Here is a 16,007-nt window from a genome sequence, read left to right on the forward strand (position 1 = left end):
CTCATGAATGACAGCACTGCCGTGAATGCCGAGCGGATGGGCAAGGGGCGGCTGGCGGCCCTGGGGGCCGCGCTGGTCGCCGAGACGCCATCGCCGAGCGAGGCGCTGGTGCGCGCACGCACCGCCAGCATTCCCTGGGCACATATCCTGCTGGCACTGGTGATCACGCGGCTTGTGTGGCTGGCCATCGCCGCCCATGGCGATCAAAGCTACCTGCATGCCATGGCCCAGTTCGATGGCAGCTGGTTCAAGGGCATCATGACCCGTGGCTACGATGTCGAAGCCCGGGGCATGAGCGACGGTGATGCCGCCAACTGGGCCTTCTTTCCGCTCTATCCTGCCCTGTTGTGGCTGGTGACGCTGGGCGGCCAGCTCGACCCGGAGCTGATGGGCGTACTGCTGAGCAATGTGCTGCTGGCGGCGGCCCTGGGACTGGGGTGTCGCTATCTTGCCATCACGCGCCCTGATGCCTCGCCGCTGCTGTTCGTGTGGCTGGTCGCCAGCATGCCGTACAGCTTCTATTTCAGTGCGCTGTACTCGGAATCGCTGTTCTGGCTGTTGTGTCTCGCGTCCCTGATCGACTGGCGCTGTCAGCGCACCGGACGCGTGATGCTGTGGACGTTGCTGCTGTCGATGACACGGGCCACCGGGGTGTTCTGGGTCATCGCCATGGGCATTGAGCTGCTGGCGCGTCTGCGTCTGGCGGCCTTCGCCGAGCTGTGGCGCCGCCCCGACTGGCTGTTGATCGGCGTGATGGGGCCGCTGGGGCTGTTTCTGTTCATGGCGGTGCTCTACCACCAGACGGGCGATGCGCTGGCCTTCAGTCACGTGCAGATCTCCTGGGGCCGCGAGATGGGAAATCCCATCGTCAATCTGGTGCAGGGGCTGGGGTACTGGTTCACGGCGCCGGAAACGCTCCGGCCCGCCTGGCAGGCCAGCATGGCGCTGATCGGCATCGCGTTGATCGGCTGGCTGGGCCTGCAGCGGCGCTGGCTGGAGATGGGCCTGGCGGCGTTCACCCTGTTCATTCCGCTGGCCACGGGGCTGGACGCCATCCCGCGCTACCTGATCGGCATGCCGGTGTTCGTGCTGGCGCTGCTGGATCTGCTCACGCGCCTCCCGAGCCGACTTGCCTGGGGGCTGGTCGCCCTGGGCGCGCTGTTCAACCTCTGGCTGGTGGAGAACTGGTATGACGCCGCATTCTGGCTCGTCTGATGTGAGTGCGGACCTCTCCGCCACTTCGGGAGGGCGTGCCGACGCGCGTTACGGCGTGCCGACCCGCTTGAGCCGGCGGCGTCTCTGGCTATTGCTGGCGACGGCCGCCGTGCTGGCCTTCGAACTCTGCATGCTGTGGCTGGCACGCACCCCTCAGGTGGATGACCACTACCGACGCTACTTCATCGAACACGCCACCACCTGCTATCGCCCGATGGGCGAGGTACCGGTTCTCGCCTTGGGCGAGCGCTATCCCGTGCGCAAGGGGGAGCCGCTTGGCAACTGCAGCGTGCTGTGGGAAGGGTTCTATTCGCCCAAGGAGGATCGGCCGGTCAGTGCACGCCAGGCGCAGGTGGGTCTGCGTCTGAAGGTCACGCCGGGCCTCAGGCAGCCGGTCGTGGTGGCACTCGCGCTGTCACGCTATCCCGATGACGCCGAACCCCGCCCGGTGGAGGTGTGGGGGGAAGGCGAGCTGTTGGCCCGCTGGCCGGTGGGCGGTCGTCAGGCCAGCCACGAGGTGGAGGTGCCGGAGCGGTTGATCCAGCCGGACGGCAGCCTGCATCTGACGCTCAAGGGGCCGCCGCCCATTGCCCCGCGGGATGTCGGGATCGACGGCAACAAGTTTCCCGTCGGCCTGCGCCTGGATAGCGTGATGTTGCGCTCGACCCTGGGGCTGACGCCGCCCGACAGTGCTCCATGACCCTGACCGGCGGCGCGCGATGACACTGACGCGGCGGCGATAGTCAGGTAAATTGTGCGCGCGGCAACGTGAATGATCCGTCCGACCGAGCGGCAGTTCGCCTGATGGTGAACGGCTCGCGTCCTATCAAGAGAAAGCGCCCGGTAGTCAGTGACTGTCATCGCAAGGGGCTTATAAGGAGTTAGTGTGGATTTTCTGAATGCCATTCCCATGGAAACCGACCAGTTGTTCGAGCTGGCGTTGTGGTGGGGCGGAACCCTGTTGTCAGCACTGGCCGTGCTGGTGTTCGGGATGTGGGTGGCCAAGCGTCTGACCCGGTGGGTCACCTCGCTGTTGCAGCGCAAGAGCATGGACGAGGCGGCGGCAGGCTTCGTCGGTCAGATCGCCTACGCGATTCTGGTGGTCATGGTGCTGCTGACCGCGCTGGATCAGGTGGGGGTCGATACCACGTCGATGATCGCGGCGCTGGGTGCGGCGGGTCTGGCCATCGGTCTGGCACTGCAGAGCTCACTGTCCAATCTGGCCTCGGGCTTTTTGCTGGTGACGCTGCGTCCGTTCAAGAAGGGCGATTACATCGAGGCCGCCGGGACGTCCGGCAGCGTCGACCAGATCACCATGCTACAGACTCGTCTGGTGACGCCGGACAATCGCAAGGTCACCGTGCCCAACTCCAGCGTGATGTCCCAGACCATCACCAATTATTCGGCACTGCCGACACGTCGTCTGGATCTGGTGGTCGGGGTCAGCTATGACGACGACATCCGTCAGGTCAAGGCGGTGCTCGAGGAGCTGGTCAACAGCGACGAGCGCATCATGAAGGAGCCGTCCTACCTGATCGCCGTGGCGGAACTGGCCGACAGCTCGGTCAACTTCAACTTCCGCATGTGGTGCCAGGCCTCCGACTACTGGGCACTGAAGTGGGACATGACCGAGCGCATCAAGCTGACCTTCGATGAGCGCGGCATCAGCATCCCCTATCCGCAGCGTGATGTGCATATCCATCAGCCGGGCAGGGCGACCGAGTAAGCCATCTGTCCTCGCGTGATGGCATGACTTGCCATGACATGCCATGACATGCCGTGATATGACACAAAAGAACGCCACCTTCGGGTGGCGTTTTTTTGTGGCGCGAGTCAGCTACTCTCGAGTGTGGCAGTGGTTCATCCTCCAGGACCGGGAGTGTCGTCTCTTGTACATGATCATGGATCTGACTCGTCGCCAACGTCGCCAGGCGTGGCGCCTTCTGCTTGCCAGCCTGGCCGTGCTCGGCATCGGGCTCGTGCCGCTGTTAAGCCAGCAGGCCCTCTATCTGGATGACATGAGTCGTACCCTGGATGGCTACTTCGGATGGGGGCTGAATGCCCGGCCGGCCGCGGAAGGCGTGATGCGCCTGCTGGGCTTCGGGGGAGAGCTTGTCAATGTCGCGCCCTTGCCGCAGCTGGCGGCCTGGGGCATCGCGGCCGGTATGGCGCTGGTCTGGTGGCGCCGGGTGCCGGGGCTCTCGCCGGGCGTCTGCGTGCTGGGCAATGCGCTCATCTGGCTGACACCCTTCACGCTGCAGAACTTCAGCTATGCCTACGACAGCCTGCCGATGAGTCTCGGGCTTGCCAGCGCGATGCTGGCCAGCCTGATCCTGCGCCCGGGTGTCCACGGGCCGGTGCAACGTTCGCAGCGCCGCTGGCAACCTTCATTGATGGCGCTGGGATTGCTGCTGCTGGCCCTGTGCTGCTACCAGCCGGCGCTGAACGTCTTTCTGGTACTGAGCCTGCTGGACGCCCTGATGGGGTCGCGCCCGCGCGGGGTCGAAAGGAGAGAGGCTGAAGAGAGAAATACCGAAGAGAGGAAGTTCGAAGAGAGAAAGACCGAACAGAGTGAATCGGTATGGCGCGCCTGGCTTGCGCTGCTGCAGCGCGGCGGACTGGTGCTGGCTGCCTTGCTGCTCTACCTGCCGCTGTCACGACTGCTGGTGGCGGGCGACTACAGCCAGCAGCACGGCGAGATGCTGTCGCTGGGCGATCTCCCGGCACTGCTGGCCGCCTTGGAGCAGCATCTCGCACAGGCACTTGCCGCCCTGCGTGGCGGACTGGATCTCGTCAGCGGGGCACTGAGTGGCAGCCTGCTGGTGGTAGCGCTGGGGGCGGCGCTGATGACAGCAGGCCGGCGGCATGACGCTCGCCAGGTATCCTCGCGCCAGCTGACGCTGGAGCGTCTGAGTCGTCTGCTGTGGGCGCTGCTGCTGATTCCTGCACTGTGGGGGCCGATGCTGATGCTGGCGGAGCCGGTCTTTCACTCGCGCACCCTGGTGGGCTGGGGGGCACTGCTGGGCGGTGCCCTGATGCTGAGCCTGGCGGGCCGGCAGGCGAGAGGCTCCGAGCGCTTCACGCTGCGGCGCTGTCTGCTGGGGGTGGCGGCACTGCTGTTGCTGCGTCACTGGTTGATCTTCGCGGCCTGGAGCAATGCGCTGGCCGCCCAGCAGGCCCATGAGACCCAGCTGGCGCGTGAGATCGTCACCCAGGCACGTGAGCTGGGACTGCCGATCACCTCACCACGTGACCGCGACACCTATCGGCCCGATGACGAGCTGGCGGTGCAGGTGCTGGGGAAGGCACCGCTGGCACCGCTGGCGCGGGTCGCTGAGCGCCAGGTGCCCGCCGTGCGCCAGAACCTGATTGCCGCCTTCACGCCTGACAACTATTGGGCTGTGGTGAGATTGCGCATGGCCGGTGCCAGTGCGGCGACCCTGCTGCGCGATGATGAGCGCAAGGCCAGTATCAAGGAGCCGCCTGTCTGTGACGAGCGCGCGTCAGTGGATGCCCCGGGAGATGAGGGGGGATCGCCGAGAATCTTCACCCAGACCTTGCGGGAGGGTGTCTGGGTGATCGACTTTCGCACCGCCGAGAACTGTCGCCGAGCAGACGTGAGACCCTGACGTGCGTCCAGACGCTTGCCCAGGCGCTTGCCCAGACGCTTATCCAGACACGACAACGCCGCCCCGAGGGGCGGCGTTGTCGTGTCTCACGGCAGATCATGCTGCCGAGTTCGATCAGGCGTGGTTCTCGACCTGTTCGAATTCGTCGGTGATCTCATCGCTCGGCGCTGCGGTCATGATGCTGACCACGTAGATGGCGATGTAGGCGAAGATGACGCCCGGCACGATCTCGTAGAGGTCGAAGATGCCACCGGACAACTGCTTCCAGACCACCACGGTCACGCCACCGACGATGATGCCGGCCAGGGCGCCGAAGCGGTTCATGCGACGCCAGTACAGCGACATGATCAGCGCCGGACCGAAGGCCGCGCCGAAGCCGGCCCAGGCGTAGGACACCAGGCCCAGTACGCTGGAGTTCGGGTCCAGTGCCAGCACCCACGCGATGATGGCGATGCCGATCACGGCGAAGCGACCGACCCACACCAGCTCGGACTGGGTCGCGTCCTTCTTGAACAGCGCCTTGTAGAAGTCATCGGCCAGTGCAGAGGAAGACACCAGCAGCTGGGAGTCGGCTGTGGACATCACGGCAGCCAGGATGGCGGCCAGCAGCACGCCGGCGACCGCCGGGTGGAAGATGAAGTTCACCATGACCATGAAGATCTTCTCGCTGTCGGCCAGATCCTTCGGCACATAGACGAGACCCAGCAGGCCGATGCAGATGGCGGCGAACAGCCCCAGGGCTGACCAGATGACGGCGATGGTGCGTGCGGTGCCGACATCCTTCTCGCTGCGGATGGCCGCGAAGCGCGCCAGGATGTGCGGCTGACCGAAGTAGCCCAGACCCCAGGCCAGTGACGAGATGATGCCGACCAGCGTCAGGGCTTCACCGGTGGAGGCGTCACGGAACCATTCCAGCAGCAGCGGGTTCTCGGCGGTGATGCGCGAGCTCGCTTCTGCCACGCCACCCATGTCGGTGAGCGCGACGATGGGCACCACGATCAGCGCGGCGGCCATCATCAGACCCTGGATGAGGTCGGTCCACGACACGGCGAGGAAGCCGCCGAAGAAGGTGTAGGACACGATGGCGATGGTGCCGACGGTCACGGCGATGGTGTAGTCGAGGCCGAAGACGGTCTCGAACAGCTTGCCGCCCGCCACCAGACCGGAGCTGGTGTAGAAGAGGAAGAACAGCAGGATGAAGACGGCCGAGATGACACGCAGCATCTTGGAGTTGTCGCGGAAGCGCTTCTCGAAGTAATCCGGCAGCGTCAGGGAGTCGCTGGCGACGAAGCTGTAGATACGCAGGCGCTTGGCGACGATCAGCCAGTTGAGCCAGGTACCGGCCAGCAGGCCGATGCCGATCCAGGCAGCGGACAGACCACTGAGGTAGGCCGCACCCGGCAGGCCCAGCAGCAGCCAGCCGGACATGTCAGAGGCGCCGGCGGAAATCGCGGAGGTCCAGGGGCCCAGTGAGCGGCCGCCCAGGATGTAGTCCGACATGTTGGAGGTGCGCTTGTAGGCCAGCAGGCCGATGCCAAGCATCACCGCCAGATAGACGGCAAACGTGATGAGAATTGTGGGGCTATTTTCGACCATCGTGGAGTAAATCCTTTGCATTTATTGTTGTCGGACGTCGAGCGTTCCGATAATCCCGGAGGAGATGGCACCGCCTGGTGCATCACCGCCATGGCCCTGAGCACCTACCGAATGTCACCGTCCAGCAAAGGCTGGTGCCATTCTGTATATGTTCAGACTAGCGCATAAACGAATCATCTGAAGCCTCTCCGTCCCCGCATGTCGCCGTCGAATCAAGCAGGAGAACGGCAACGGACACCGCAGGGCACCTGGCAGGCAGGCCAGTCAATCGGCCTGTCTGCCAAGTGGCATCCCTGTCGGTGTCCGAAGCACACCCCCCGTGCTGCAGAGAGGGTGTGCCAGGCATCGTCCTGATGCCCATTGCCTGACTACTTCATGCACGTCCGGCATGCAGTCCTCTGTCAGGCGGGACCGATGCTACTCGTCGTGCGGGCCCGTCATGCCGAGCCCGTCACCGGCGATAGCGCCGATCATTCGTCGCCCATGGCCAGAAGAGACGCGTTGCCGCCGAGTGCCGTGGTGTTGATGGTACGGGTCTTCTCGGTGGCGAAACGGTGCAGGTAGTGGGGGCCGCCGGCTTTCGGACCGGTTCCGGAGAAGCCCTGACCACCAAACGGCTGTACACCCACCACTGCGCCGATGATATTCCTGTTGACGTAGACATTACCAACACGAATTTTCTGTGCAACTGCATTAGCAAAACTTTCGTTTCGGGAATGCACACCGAAGGTCAGGCCATAGCCCAGGCCATTGATGGTATCGATGACCTTGTCGATATCGCCGCCTTTCCAGGTGGCGATGTGCAGGATCGGCCCGAACTGCTCGCTTTCCAGGCTGTCGATGCCGTCGATGCGCAGCGCGATCGGCGCAACGAAGGTGCCTTCGGCGGCGTGCGCCGGGTCCATGCTGGCTTCCGCCACCACGCGGCCCTGGGCACGATATTCCTCGATGTGCTTGAGCAGACCGGCACGTGCCTCTTCATCGATGACCGGGCCGACATCAGTGCCCAGATCGCGCGGATCGCCGATCTTCAGCTCATCCATCGCGCCCTTGAGCAGGCTGATGACGCGCTCGGCGACATCTTCCTGGACGTAGAGCACACGCAGGGCGGAACAGCGCTGCCCGGCGCTCTGGAAGGCGGACTGCACCACGTCATTGACGACCTGCTCCGGCAGGGCGGTGGAGTCGACGATCATGGCGTTGAGGCCACCGGTCTCGGCGATCAGACTCGGCAGCGGGGCATTCTCACGTGCCGCCAGAGAGCGGTTGATGATCTGGGCTGTCTGGGTGGAGCCGGTGAAGCAGACACCGGTGATGCGCGGGTCGCTGGAGAGCACGCTGCCCACGGTCGGGCCATCGCCCGGCAGCAGCTGCACGACATCCCGCGGCATGCCGGCTTCACGCAGCAGCTCGACGACACGGTGCGCGACCAGCGAGGTCTGCTCGGCCGGTTTGGCGACCACGGTGTTGCCGGTGACGGCCGCGGCGACCATCTGACCGCAGAAGATCGCGACCGGGAAGTTCCAGGGGCTGATGCAGGCGAACACGCCCTTGCCGCCCAGCACGATCTCGTTGTGCTCGCCGGTCGGGCCACGCAGGACGGTGGGGGCACCGAAGTCGGCACGCGCACGGTTGGCGTAGTAGCGGCAGAAGTCGACGGCTTCGCGAATCTCGGCGATGCCATCGGTCAGAAGCTTGCCGCCCTCGCGGGAGCACAGGGTCATCAGCTCCGCGGTATGGGCTTCCATCAGATCGCCAAAGCGCTCGAGGATGGCGGCACGCTCCTCGACCGGGGTCATCTCCCAGCGCGGGAAGGCGGCCCAGGCGGCGTCGATGGCGCGGGAGGCTTCATCGGCGCTGGTCCACTGCACGTGGCCCACGGTGACGCGGCGATCGAACGGGCAGGTCACGGCTTGACGTCGTTCGGCATTGGCGTCGACATCGAAGGCCAGCTGCGGACGCACGTCATAGGTGCTGTCCATGAACCTGGCCATCTCGTCCATCAGCGGCTGGTACTGGCTGTTGATGTTCAGATTGATGCCGCGTGAGTTGCGACGGCCCTCGCCATAGATATGCGGCGGCAGGGCGATACGCGGATTGTGGTAGGTCTTGAACTGGGAGAGCGTGGTGACCGGGTGAACGCACAGGCTCTCGACCGGCACGCGCGGGTCGACCAGCTGGTGGACGAAGGAAGAGTTGGCACCGTTTTCCAGCAGGCGACGCACCAGGTAGGGGAGCAGATCCTTGTGGGCACCGACCGGCGCATAGATACGGCACCAGGTCCCTTCGGGAGCGCGCTTGAGGGCGGCGTCGTACAGCGCCTCGCCCATGCCGTGCAGACGCTGGAATTCGAACTGGCGCGTCTCGCCTGAGTTGGCCACGTCCAGAATGGTGCTGATGGTGTGAGCGTTGTGGGTCGCGAACTGCGGATAGATGCGGCCACGGGTGTTCTCGGACAGCAGGAAGCGCACGCAGGCCAGATAGCTGACATCGGTGGAGGCCTTGCGAGTGAAGACCGGATAACCGTCGACCCCCAGCTCCTGGGATTCCTTGATCTCGCTGTCCCAGTAGGCGCCCTTGACCAGGCGCAGCGGGATCTCGTCACCCTGCAGGTCGGCGATGCGGTTCAGATACTGAAGCGTCGGCAGAGCGCGGGTGGAGTAGGCCTGCACCACCAGACCGAACTTGCCCCAGCCGCGGCAGGTGTCGCTCTCGTAGACGGCGCGGAAGACTTCCAGCGACAGCTCGAGTCGATCGACCTCTTCGGCATCGATGGTGATGGCGACTTCCAGCTCGCGCGCGATGCTGACCAGTTCGCGCACGCTGGCGACCAGCTCTTCCAGAATCTGCTCGCGACGGCCGAATTCATAACGCGGGTGCAGGGCGGACAGCTTGATGGAGACCGACGGTGACGGCGTCGCGGCCTTCAGCTTGCGAGAGGTCTCGCCCACGGTGCGAATGGCGCGCGCGTAGTCATCGAAGTAGCCCTTGGCATCGGCACGCGTGCAGGCGGCTTCGCCGAGCATGTCGTAGGAGTAGGTGTAGCCCTTCTCGAACTGCGGCTGGGAGCGCTTGAGCGCTTCCTTGATGTCACGGCCCAGCACGAACTGCTTGCCCATGATCTTCATGGCCTGATACATGGCGCGACGGATGACCGGCTCGCCCATGCGGTTGACCATGCGATTGATGAAGGTTGCCGGCTTGCCGTCATTCTTGGGCAGATCCATCTTGATGACGTTGCCGGTCATCAGAAGGCCCCAGGTGGAGGCATTGACGAACCAGGACTCGCTCTGGCCGAGGTGGGATTTCCAGTCGGCCACGCCCAGCTTGTCCTCGATCAGCGCATCGGCGGTGTCCTTGTCCGGAATGCGCAGCAGCGCCTCGGCCAGGCACATCAGCAGCACGCCTTCCTGGGTGTCGAGGCTGTATTGCTGCAGCAGCTCGTCGATGGAATCGACGGCGGTGTCCATGGTGCGAATCTCGCGGACAAGCTCCGCGGCCTTGTCACCGACACGCTTGATGTCGGCATCGTTGACGTCCAGCAGCTTGACCAGCTCAGCCACGAAACCATCTTCGTCGACCAGATAGTGGTCGCTGACCCGTGAGAACAGCTTGCTCGGATCGCGTTGCCAGGTATTCGGCGCCAGAATCTCGTCGGCACGCAGCACCGTCTCGCCCAGCGGGCAAGCGGTACGCGGCGTTTCCTTGAGGGAATCGGACGGCTGGGTAGTGGCCGGAACGGCCGGAGTGACGGTGGTCATTGAGCAAACCCCCTGCTGCTGGGTGGCATTACGCCAGATAGGATTGCCGGGCACGATGCGCGAAGGTGATGCGAGGCGCATCCGGGCGGGACATCGGCACGTCTTGTTGGATACCGGTGAATGTAGGGTGGTGCAGGGGGGCGGGTCTTTCCAATTTCTCGGCTGCGCGTGTCAAATCCACGGGCGTAGCGTGAAACCTGCCGCTATCTGCGACCTTCGTCGAAAAGCATGACGTCAATTGACGCGAACTTGTTAGACCAAGGTCGGAGTGTCCTGTGTCAGATCCCTGCCGGTCACGCTCTAAGGACAGCGCCCCTGGCCGGGGCTTGCGTTCAGGGCTTGTGATCAGCGCTGGCGCTCAGCGCTTGTGGTCAGAGCTTGCGATCGGGAGACGCTGGGTGGGGGCGTTCAGGACTTGCGCAGTGCGGAAGGCGGGAAACCGAGGTGCTTGCGGAAGGCGTGCGAGAGTGCGCTCTGATTCGCGAATCCGCAGCGCTCGGCAATCTGCGACAGGGAGAGGTCGCTGCTGTCCAGCAGATGGCGCGCTTCGTCCAGGCGGCGGCGCAGCAGGTACTGATAGGGCGAAAGCCCCGTCAACACGCGAAAGCGCTCACTGAAATGCTGTTCGGACAGGTGGGACTGACGTGCCAGATCCGCCACGCTCAGTCGGCGATGCAGGTTGGCATCGATGAAGCGGTTCAGGGCGACCAGATCCAGCTGGCGGCCGGTGCCGTTCAGGGCGCTCATCGGCTCGGCGATACGCGAGTTGAGACAGGCGAGGAAGGTGGCAGCCAGCAGGTCGCCGGGGGCCTGCTGATAATCATTGACCTCGGCGAGCATGAATTCCAGATAGCCGCGCAGCCGGGTATCCAGCGTGAAGAAGCGCGGGCGCTCGAACAGACGCTTCAGGTCACGATGCTGACCGGTCAGATAGGGCGCGTCATCCGGCAGGTCCAGAATCAACTGGCGATTCTCGCCGATGCCCGCGTAATAGTGCACGTGGTCTGCCGGCACGATACAGCCGGTCAGGGGGCGAATCTCGCCGCCCTGGCCCTCGATCTCGAATTCGGCCAGCCCATCCAGCCCGATCACCAGCTGGTGGTAGCTGTGATCATGGTGCTCCCGCAGGTTGGAAAGCGGGATCAGGCGCATCTCGCTGTTGACCATCAGGCGCGGGTCTCCGCCACGCCCGTGCGGGCGCGCAGGTGTCCCAGCAGGACGTTGAGTTCCTCACGGCCCTCGCGGGAGAACAGCGCGCCGCCCTGCGCCAGTTGCCAGGGTCTGGCGTGCTTGTCGAAGATGCCCTGACAGCGGCGGCGCAGGCTTTCCAGATATTCATCATGACGAATCGGGTAGCCGATCACGCTATGCCACTCGTTCTCGTTGATCTCGCCGCTGACCGCCTGATCCAGCACGCGGGCGATATCACTGAAATCGGTACGAAATCGCGGTGTGCGCGACATCATGAGCAGAGCGACAGTGCCGACGCTGACGATCAGGCAGACCACGAAGGTAATGATGAAGATGGTCATGAGCGAACCTTGTGCGGGCAGAGCCGAGGGAATGATGGGGCATTCTACCACGCCTGTCCGGCGCCATCGTCAGTCCGGCGTGTCGGGTGATGTTCTGTCTGGCAGAACGATATGGCATGATTCTCGCGACATCCGCAGGGTCATGAGTGACCCGTCCATCCAAGGGGAATGCCGAATCATGGCCAATCAACGCGTGGAAGCGGTCGAGCGTGCCTTGACCCTGCTGGAAGCCTTCACCCCCGATACGCCTCGTCTGACGCTCAACGAGCTGGCCCAGGCTAGCGGTTTCTACAAGAGCACGATTCTGCGTCTGATGGGCTCGCTCGAGCATTTCGGCTACGTGACGCGTGACAGCCATGGAATCTATGCCATCGGCGCGGCGCTTGGGCGCTTCGCCGAGCTGGCACCCGGACTCGATGCCCGCGAGACCCTGCAGCGTGGCTGGCTGGCACGCCTGCATGCGGCCAGTGGTGAGACGGCCAGCCTGCTGCTGGTCGAGCATGGCCCGGCTGCGCAGGCGCGTCCCGTCGAGGGACTGACCCGCCCCCGTCAGGCGATCTGTCGCTATGTTCGCGTCAGTGAGGCGCCGCTGCGCCATCAGCTGGAGGAGGGGGAATGGATCGAGGAGGCGCTATCCGCCTTGCTGCATCACTGCATCGACAGTGGCGAGATCGAGGTCGGTGAGGCTGCGGGGCTGACGGTGGCAGTCCTGGCCGTGAGCGTCGCCCCGCATCACGATGAGGGCTTGGCCCCGGCGGAAGTCATCATGCTCAGCGGACCATCGGCTCGCTTGACGCCCGGTCAGGCACGGCAGCTGATGCAGGAGTGGCAGCAGAGCGCCAGGTGAGGAGGGGGGCTGGATGACACGACGCCCCCGCCGGGTAACCGGCGGGGGCGTCGTGTGGTTGGCCGTCTTCCCTTTGCAGGAAGCGCTTGCCTCAGGCGTCGGTGGCGGCCTTGGCGGCCCCCATGCGGCGACGCAGGATGGGGCCGACGATCACCGGCAGCAGCAGGCCGGCGATGGCGATGCACCACAGGGTCACGGCCAGCGGGCTGCCGATCAGGATGGTCCAGTCGCCGTCGGACAGCTGCATGGCGTGGCGCAGGTTCTTCTCCATTTCCGGGCCCAGCAGCATGCCCAGGATGACCGGTACCAGCGGGATGTCCAGCTTGCGCAGGAAGTAGCCGGCGACCCCGAAGGCGACCATGAAGTACAGGTCGAAGGCGGAGTGGCTGATGGAGTAGATGCCGACGAAGGCGACCATCGTCACCACCGGCAGCAGGTACTTGGGCGGCACGGACAGCAGCTTGACGAAGATGCCGACCATCGGAATGTTCATCAGCAGCAGGATGACGTTGCCGATCAGCAGTGCCGCGATCACGCCCCACACGATGTCACCGTGCTGGGAGAACATCAGCGGTCCCGGGGTGATGTTGAGCGAGATCAGCATCGCCAGCAGTACCGCAGTGGTACCGGAACCGGGCACGCCCAGTGTCAGCATCGGCACCAGGGCACCGGAGGCCGCCCCGTTGTTGCCGGCTTCCGGCGCGGCGACCCCACGCGGGTCCCCTTCACCGAAGTGACCTTTCTTGCCGATGATCTTCTTTTCCAGGGTGTAGCTGATGAAGCTGCCCAGCGAGGCCCCGGCGCCCGGTAGCACGCCGGAAATGAAGCCCAGCACCCCGCCACGGAAGGCGGTCGGCAGGATGGCCACGATGTCCTTGAGCTTCAGGGTCATCTTGTTCATCGCGATCATCGCCTTGCCTTCCCCGGCGTGCTGCTCGATGAAGAACAGCAGTTCCGAGATGGCGAACAGACCGACGATGGCGATGATGAAGTCGATGCCTTCATACAGCTCGAGAATGTCGTAGGTGTAGCGCTGGGTGCCGGTGGAGGCATCGATGCCGACGGTGGCGATCATCAGGCCGATGGCCGCCGCCATCAGGGTCTTGACCGGGTTCTTGCCGGTGATGCCACCCAGGGTGGCGAAGGCCAGCACGAACAGCGCGAAGTACTCCGCCGGGCCGAAGGTCAGCGCGAAGCTGGCCAGCCACGGTGCCATCACGATCAGGCCGATGGTAGCGATCAGGCTGCCGATGAAGGAGGCGATCGCCGAGATGGCCATCGCTTCGGCGGCCTCGCCCTTCTGGGCCATCGGATAGCCATCGAGACAGGTCATCATCGCCGGCTCATCGCCCGGGATGTTGAGCAGGATCGAGGAGATGCGCCCGCCGTACATGGCACCGGCGTAGACCGAGGTCAGCAGGATCAGCGACGTCTCCGGGCTCAGGCCCAGGGTGAAGGCCAGCGGAATCAGAATGGCCACGCCATTGGCCGGGCCCAGACCCGGCAGGGCGCCGATCAAGGTGCCGAGGAAGGCACCCAGCACGGCAAACATCAGATTTTCTGGCTGCAGGGCGATGCCGAAGCCCTGCATCAAGAAGCCAAGACTTTCCATTACGCCACCTCCAGAATGCCCAGCGGCAGTGGTAGCTCAAGCACGAAGTTGAACAGGGCGAAGACGACGATGCCGCCGACCAGCCCCGTGGCATAGGCCTTGAGCGGCGTGGCCCCCATGCGCCAGCACAGGGTGCCGACCGCAGCGGTGGTCGTGACGATGAAGCCCAGCGGCTCCAGCAGCGCGGTGTAGAGGCACAGGATCACGATCGCCAGCACCATCTCGGCGCCGGTGCGGCTCCACGGCCAGTGCTGGTCAGGGTCAGGCCGCAGGATCAGGTACAGACTGCTCAGGCCCAGCACGATGGACAGCACGGTAGGGAAGGTTTCAGGACCGATGGACTCGGCCCCACCGAAGGGTTCGGGGAACTGCTGGGCACCCCAGCCGTACGCGACGGCCAGGGTGAGCATCAGCAGACCAAAGATGCGGTCATTCATCAGCGAATCAGCCCAATGTCCTTGGAGAGCGTCTGGATGTCCTTGATCTGTGCCTTCACGAAGGCATCAAACTCGGCACCCGATTTGTGGAACGGCATCAGGCCGCTCTTGGTCATCACGTCCTTCCATTCATCGCTGGTGTAGACGTTGTCCAATGTCGTGGTCCAGTACTGCTCGGCGTCATCGCTGATGTCGGCCGGCATGTAGAAGCCACGCCAGTTGGGCGCGACGGCATCGATCCCCTGCTCGCGTGCGGTGGGGACGTCAGCCAGCTTGCCCGGCAGGCGCTCTTCGGAGAGCACGGCCAGTACCTTCAGATCACCGGACTCCATGAAGCCCTGGATCTCGGAGATGTCACCGGTGAAGGCCTGCACGTGGCCGCCGACGACCTGGGTAATCGCCTCACCGCCGTTGTTGTAGGACAGGTAGGAGACCTTGGGCAGGTTCTCGACACCGGCTGCCTGGGCGGCGATCAGTACCTTGAGGTGATCCCAGCCGCCTGCCGCACTGCCGCCGGCGAACTTGACGGATTTCGGGTCTTTCTTCAGCGCCTCCATCACCTCGCTCAAGGTGTTGTAGGGCGAGTCCTTGGAGACGGCGATGGCGCCGTAATCCGCGCCCAGTGCGCCGATCCAGTTGACCTGATCCTGATTCATGCCCGGGAACTGACCCTGAGCCAGACGCGTGGTGGTCGCGGTGGACGCGGCCACCAGCAGCTGCTCATCACCGGCGCGCTTGGAGACGGTATGGGCGAAGGCGACGCCACCACCGGCACCGGCCATGTTGATGGTCTGGACGTTGCCTGGCACGTATTCGAGATCAGACAGCAGCTTGCCGACGCTGCGGCAGGTGAAATCCCAGCCGCCGCCCGGGTCTGCCGGTGCGATGCAGTCGACCTTGCCCTTGGGCTCGAAGGCGAGGGCCTGGGCGGACATGGCGGTGACCACCGCGGCGGTCAGGAGTTTGAGAGACAGATGGCGTGTCATGGCGACCTCTGATGTCGTTGAGCTTGTTATTGGTATGCACTCTTTGCGCTGGCAGGACAGTGGCGGGCTTCGTCTCCCGGTTTCCTGTCAGCAACCTTACAGTTCTGTAAGGCAGAACTTTATTCTGTATGGTGAAATTAGTCCCCTCGGCCCTGCCTCGCAAGATCACCATTCGTCGCACCGACCTTGGTCGAAAGACGCCTCCCTGCACCAGGACGGTGCATCGAAGGGGCTTCGACGTTGTCCTGCTATCGGTCATGACGGCATGGCATGTCGTGAATGAGACCTCATGCGGCGTTGCAGCAACTGCAGCGCCGGCTGGCGAGGGCTAGCGTGTAGCCGAAGCCCGCCATCGCCTGACGACGAGCGAGGGGCAAGGAACAGGAGGCGTC

Annotated in this window: 12 protein-coding genes; 5 read left to right on the forward strand and 7 right to left on the reverse strand. The window is 64.3% G+C overall.

Translation table 11 applies throughout. The annotated features are described in order from the left end of the window. Positions 1 to 3 precede the first annotated feature (3 nt). From AC26AR_RS05480 to AC26AR_RS05495, 4 genes are all read left to right on the forward strand, one after another. Positions 4 to 1,215, forward strand: coding sequence for a hypothetical protein (locus tag AC26AR_RS05480; RefSeq protein ID WP_488107691.1), 1,212 nt, complete (start codon positions 4 to 6; stop codon positions 1,213 to 1,215). After that, positions 1,190 to 1,915 (forward strand): hypothetical protein, encoded by a 726-nt coding sequence (locus AC26AR_RS05485; protein WP_279854990.1) that lies wholly within the window; start codon positions 1,190 to 1,192, stop codon positions 1,913 to 1,915. The genes AC26AR_RS05480 and AC26AR_RS05485 overlap by 26 nt, the downstream gene beginning before the upstream one ends. 186 nt (positions 1,916 to 2,101) lie before the next feature. Beyond that, positions 2,102 to 2,941: a mechanosensitive ion channel family protein gene (locus AC26AR_RS05490; protein ID WP_255317653.1), complete on the forward strand. Its 840-nt coding sequence runs from the start codon at positions 2,102 to 2,104 to the stop codon at positions 2,939 to 2,941. Positions 2,942 to 3,116: 175 nt separating this feature from the next. After that, a complete protein-coding gene (locus AC26AR_RS05495) occupies positions 3,117 to 4,844 on the forward strand; it encodes a glucosyltransferase domain-containing protein (RefSeq protein ID WP_488107692.1) in 1,728 nt (575 codons plus the stop codon). A 114-nt stretch (positions 4,845 to 4,958) separates the two neighbouring features. On the opposite strand, the gene putP is transcribed toward AC26AR_RS05495, so the two are convergent. From putP to AC26AR_RS05515, 4 genes are all read right to left on the reverse strand, one after another. After that, a complete protein-coding gene (gene putP, locus AC26AR_RS05500) occupies positions 4,959 to 6,440 on the reverse strand; it encodes a sodium/proline symporter PutP (RefSeq protein ID WP_077372611.1) in 1,482 nt (493 codons plus the stop codon). A 470-nt stretch (positions 6,441 to 6,910) separates the two neighbouring features. Continuing rightward, on the reverse strand, positions 6,911 to 10,201 hold the full coding sequence (putA, locus tag AC26AR_RS05505; RefSeq protein WP_488107693.1) for a bifunctional proline dehydrogenase/L-glutamate gamma-semialdehyde dehydrogenase PutA: 3,291 nt from the start codon (positions 10,199 to 10,201) through the stop codon (positions 6,911 to 6,913). A 408-nt stretch (positions 10,202 to 10,609) separates the two neighbouring features. Next, positions 10,610 to 11,368 (reverse strand): AraC family transcriptional regulator, encoded by a 759-nt coding sequence (locus tag AC26AR_RS05510; RefSeq protein ID WP_077372614.1) that lies wholly within the window; start codon positions 11,366 to 11,368, stop codon positions 10,610 to 10,612. Next, positions 11,368 to 11,733, reverse strand: a complete 366-nt coding sequence (locus tag AC26AR_RS05515; protein WP_077372617.1) for a hypothetical protein — start codon at positions 11,731 to 11,733, stop codon at positions 11,368 to 11,370. Before AC26AR_RS05515 ends, AC26AR_RS05510 begins: the two co-directional genes overlap by 1 nt. Positions 11,734 to 11,911: 178 nt before the next feature. Here AC26AR_RS05515 and AC26AR_RS05520 point away from each other — a divergent pair, with 178 nt between their 5' ends. Then, positions 11,912 to 12,580, forward strand: a complete 669-nt coding sequence (locus tag AC26AR_RS05520) for a helix-turn-helix domain-containing protein (RefSeq protein ID WP_488107694.1) — start codon at positions 11,912 to 11,914, stop codon at positions 12,578 to 12,580. Positions 12,581 to 12,671: 91 nt separating this feature from the next. Here the strand turns inward: AC26AR_RS05520 and AC26AR_RS05525 are convergent, their stop codons facing one another. The 3 genes from AC26AR_RS05525 to AC26AR_RS05535 are packed head-to-tail and all read right to left on the reverse strand — an operon-like array spanning position 12,672 to position 15,615. After that, positions 12,672 to 14,192, reverse strand: a complete 1,521-nt coding sequence (locus AC26AR_RS05525; RefSeq protein ID WP_488107695.1) for a tripartite tricarboxylate transporter permease — start codon at positions 14,190 to 14,192, stop codon at positions 12,672 to 12,674. Then, entirely contained in the window at positions 14,192 to 14,629 is a 438-nt protein-coding gene (locus tag AC26AR_RS05530; RefSeq protein WP_077372626.1) for a tripartite tricarboxylate transporter TctB family protein, read from the reverse strand. The genes AC26AR_RS05525 and AC26AR_RS05530 overlap by 1 nt, the downstream gene beginning before the upstream one ends. Next, a complete protein-coding gene (locus AC26AR_RS05535; protein WP_084209024.1) occupies positions 14,629 to 15,615 on the reverse strand; it encodes a Bug family tripartite tricarboxylate transporter substrate binding protein in 987 nt (328 codons plus the stop codon). The genes AC26AR_RS05530 and AC26AR_RS05535 overlap by 1 nt, the downstream gene beginning before the upstream one ends. Positions 15,616 to 16,007 lie beyond the last annotated feature (392 nt).

It is taken from the genome of Cobetia sp. PS-4MA, assembly GCF_057670765.1.

Coding starts and splice junctions, on each gene's coding strand:
- AC26AR_RS05480 (WP_488107691.1), top strand. CDS start 4: ATGAATGACAGCACTGCCGTGAATGCCGAGCGGATGGGCAAGGGGCGG.
- AC26AR_RS05485 (WP_279854990.1), top strand. CDS start 1,190: ATGACGCCGCATTCTGGCTCGTCTGATGTGAGTGCGGACCTCTCCGCC.
- AC26AR_RS05495 (WP_488107692.1), top strand. CDS start 3,117: ATGGATCTGACTCGTCGCCAACGTCGCCAGGCGTGGCGCCTTCTGCTT.
- putP (WP_077372611.1), bottom strand. CDS start 6,440: ATGGTCGAAAATAGCCCCACAATTCTCATCACGTTTGCCGTCTATCTG.
- putA (WP_488107693.1), bottom strand. CDS start 10,201: ATGACCACCGTCACTCCGGCCGTTCCGGCCACTACCCAGCCGTCCGAT.
- AC26AR_RS05510 (WP_077372614.1), bottom strand. CDS start 11,368: ATGGTCAACAGCGAGATGCGCCTGATCCCGCTTTCCAACCTGCGGGAG.
- AC26AR_RS05515 (WP_077372617.1), bottom strand. CDS start 11,733: ATGACCATCTTCATCATTACCTTCGTGGTCTGCCTGATCGTCAGCGTC.
- AC26AR_RS05520 (WP_488107694.1), top strand. CDS start 11,912: ATGGCCAATCAACGCGTGGAAGCGGTCGAGCGTGCCTTGACCCTGCTG.
- AC26AR_RS05525 (WP_488107695.1), bottom strand. CDS start 14,192: ATGGAAAGTCTTGGCTTCTTGATGCAGGGCTTCGGCATCGCCCTGCAG.
- AC26AR_RS05530 (WP_077372626.1), bottom strand. CDS start 14,629: ATGAATGACCGCATCTTTGGTCTGCTGATGCTCACCCTGGCCGTCGCG.
- AC26AR_RS05535 (WP_084209024.1), bottom strand. CDS start 15,615: ATGACACGCCATCTGTCTCTCAAACTCCTGACCGCCGCGGTGGTCACC.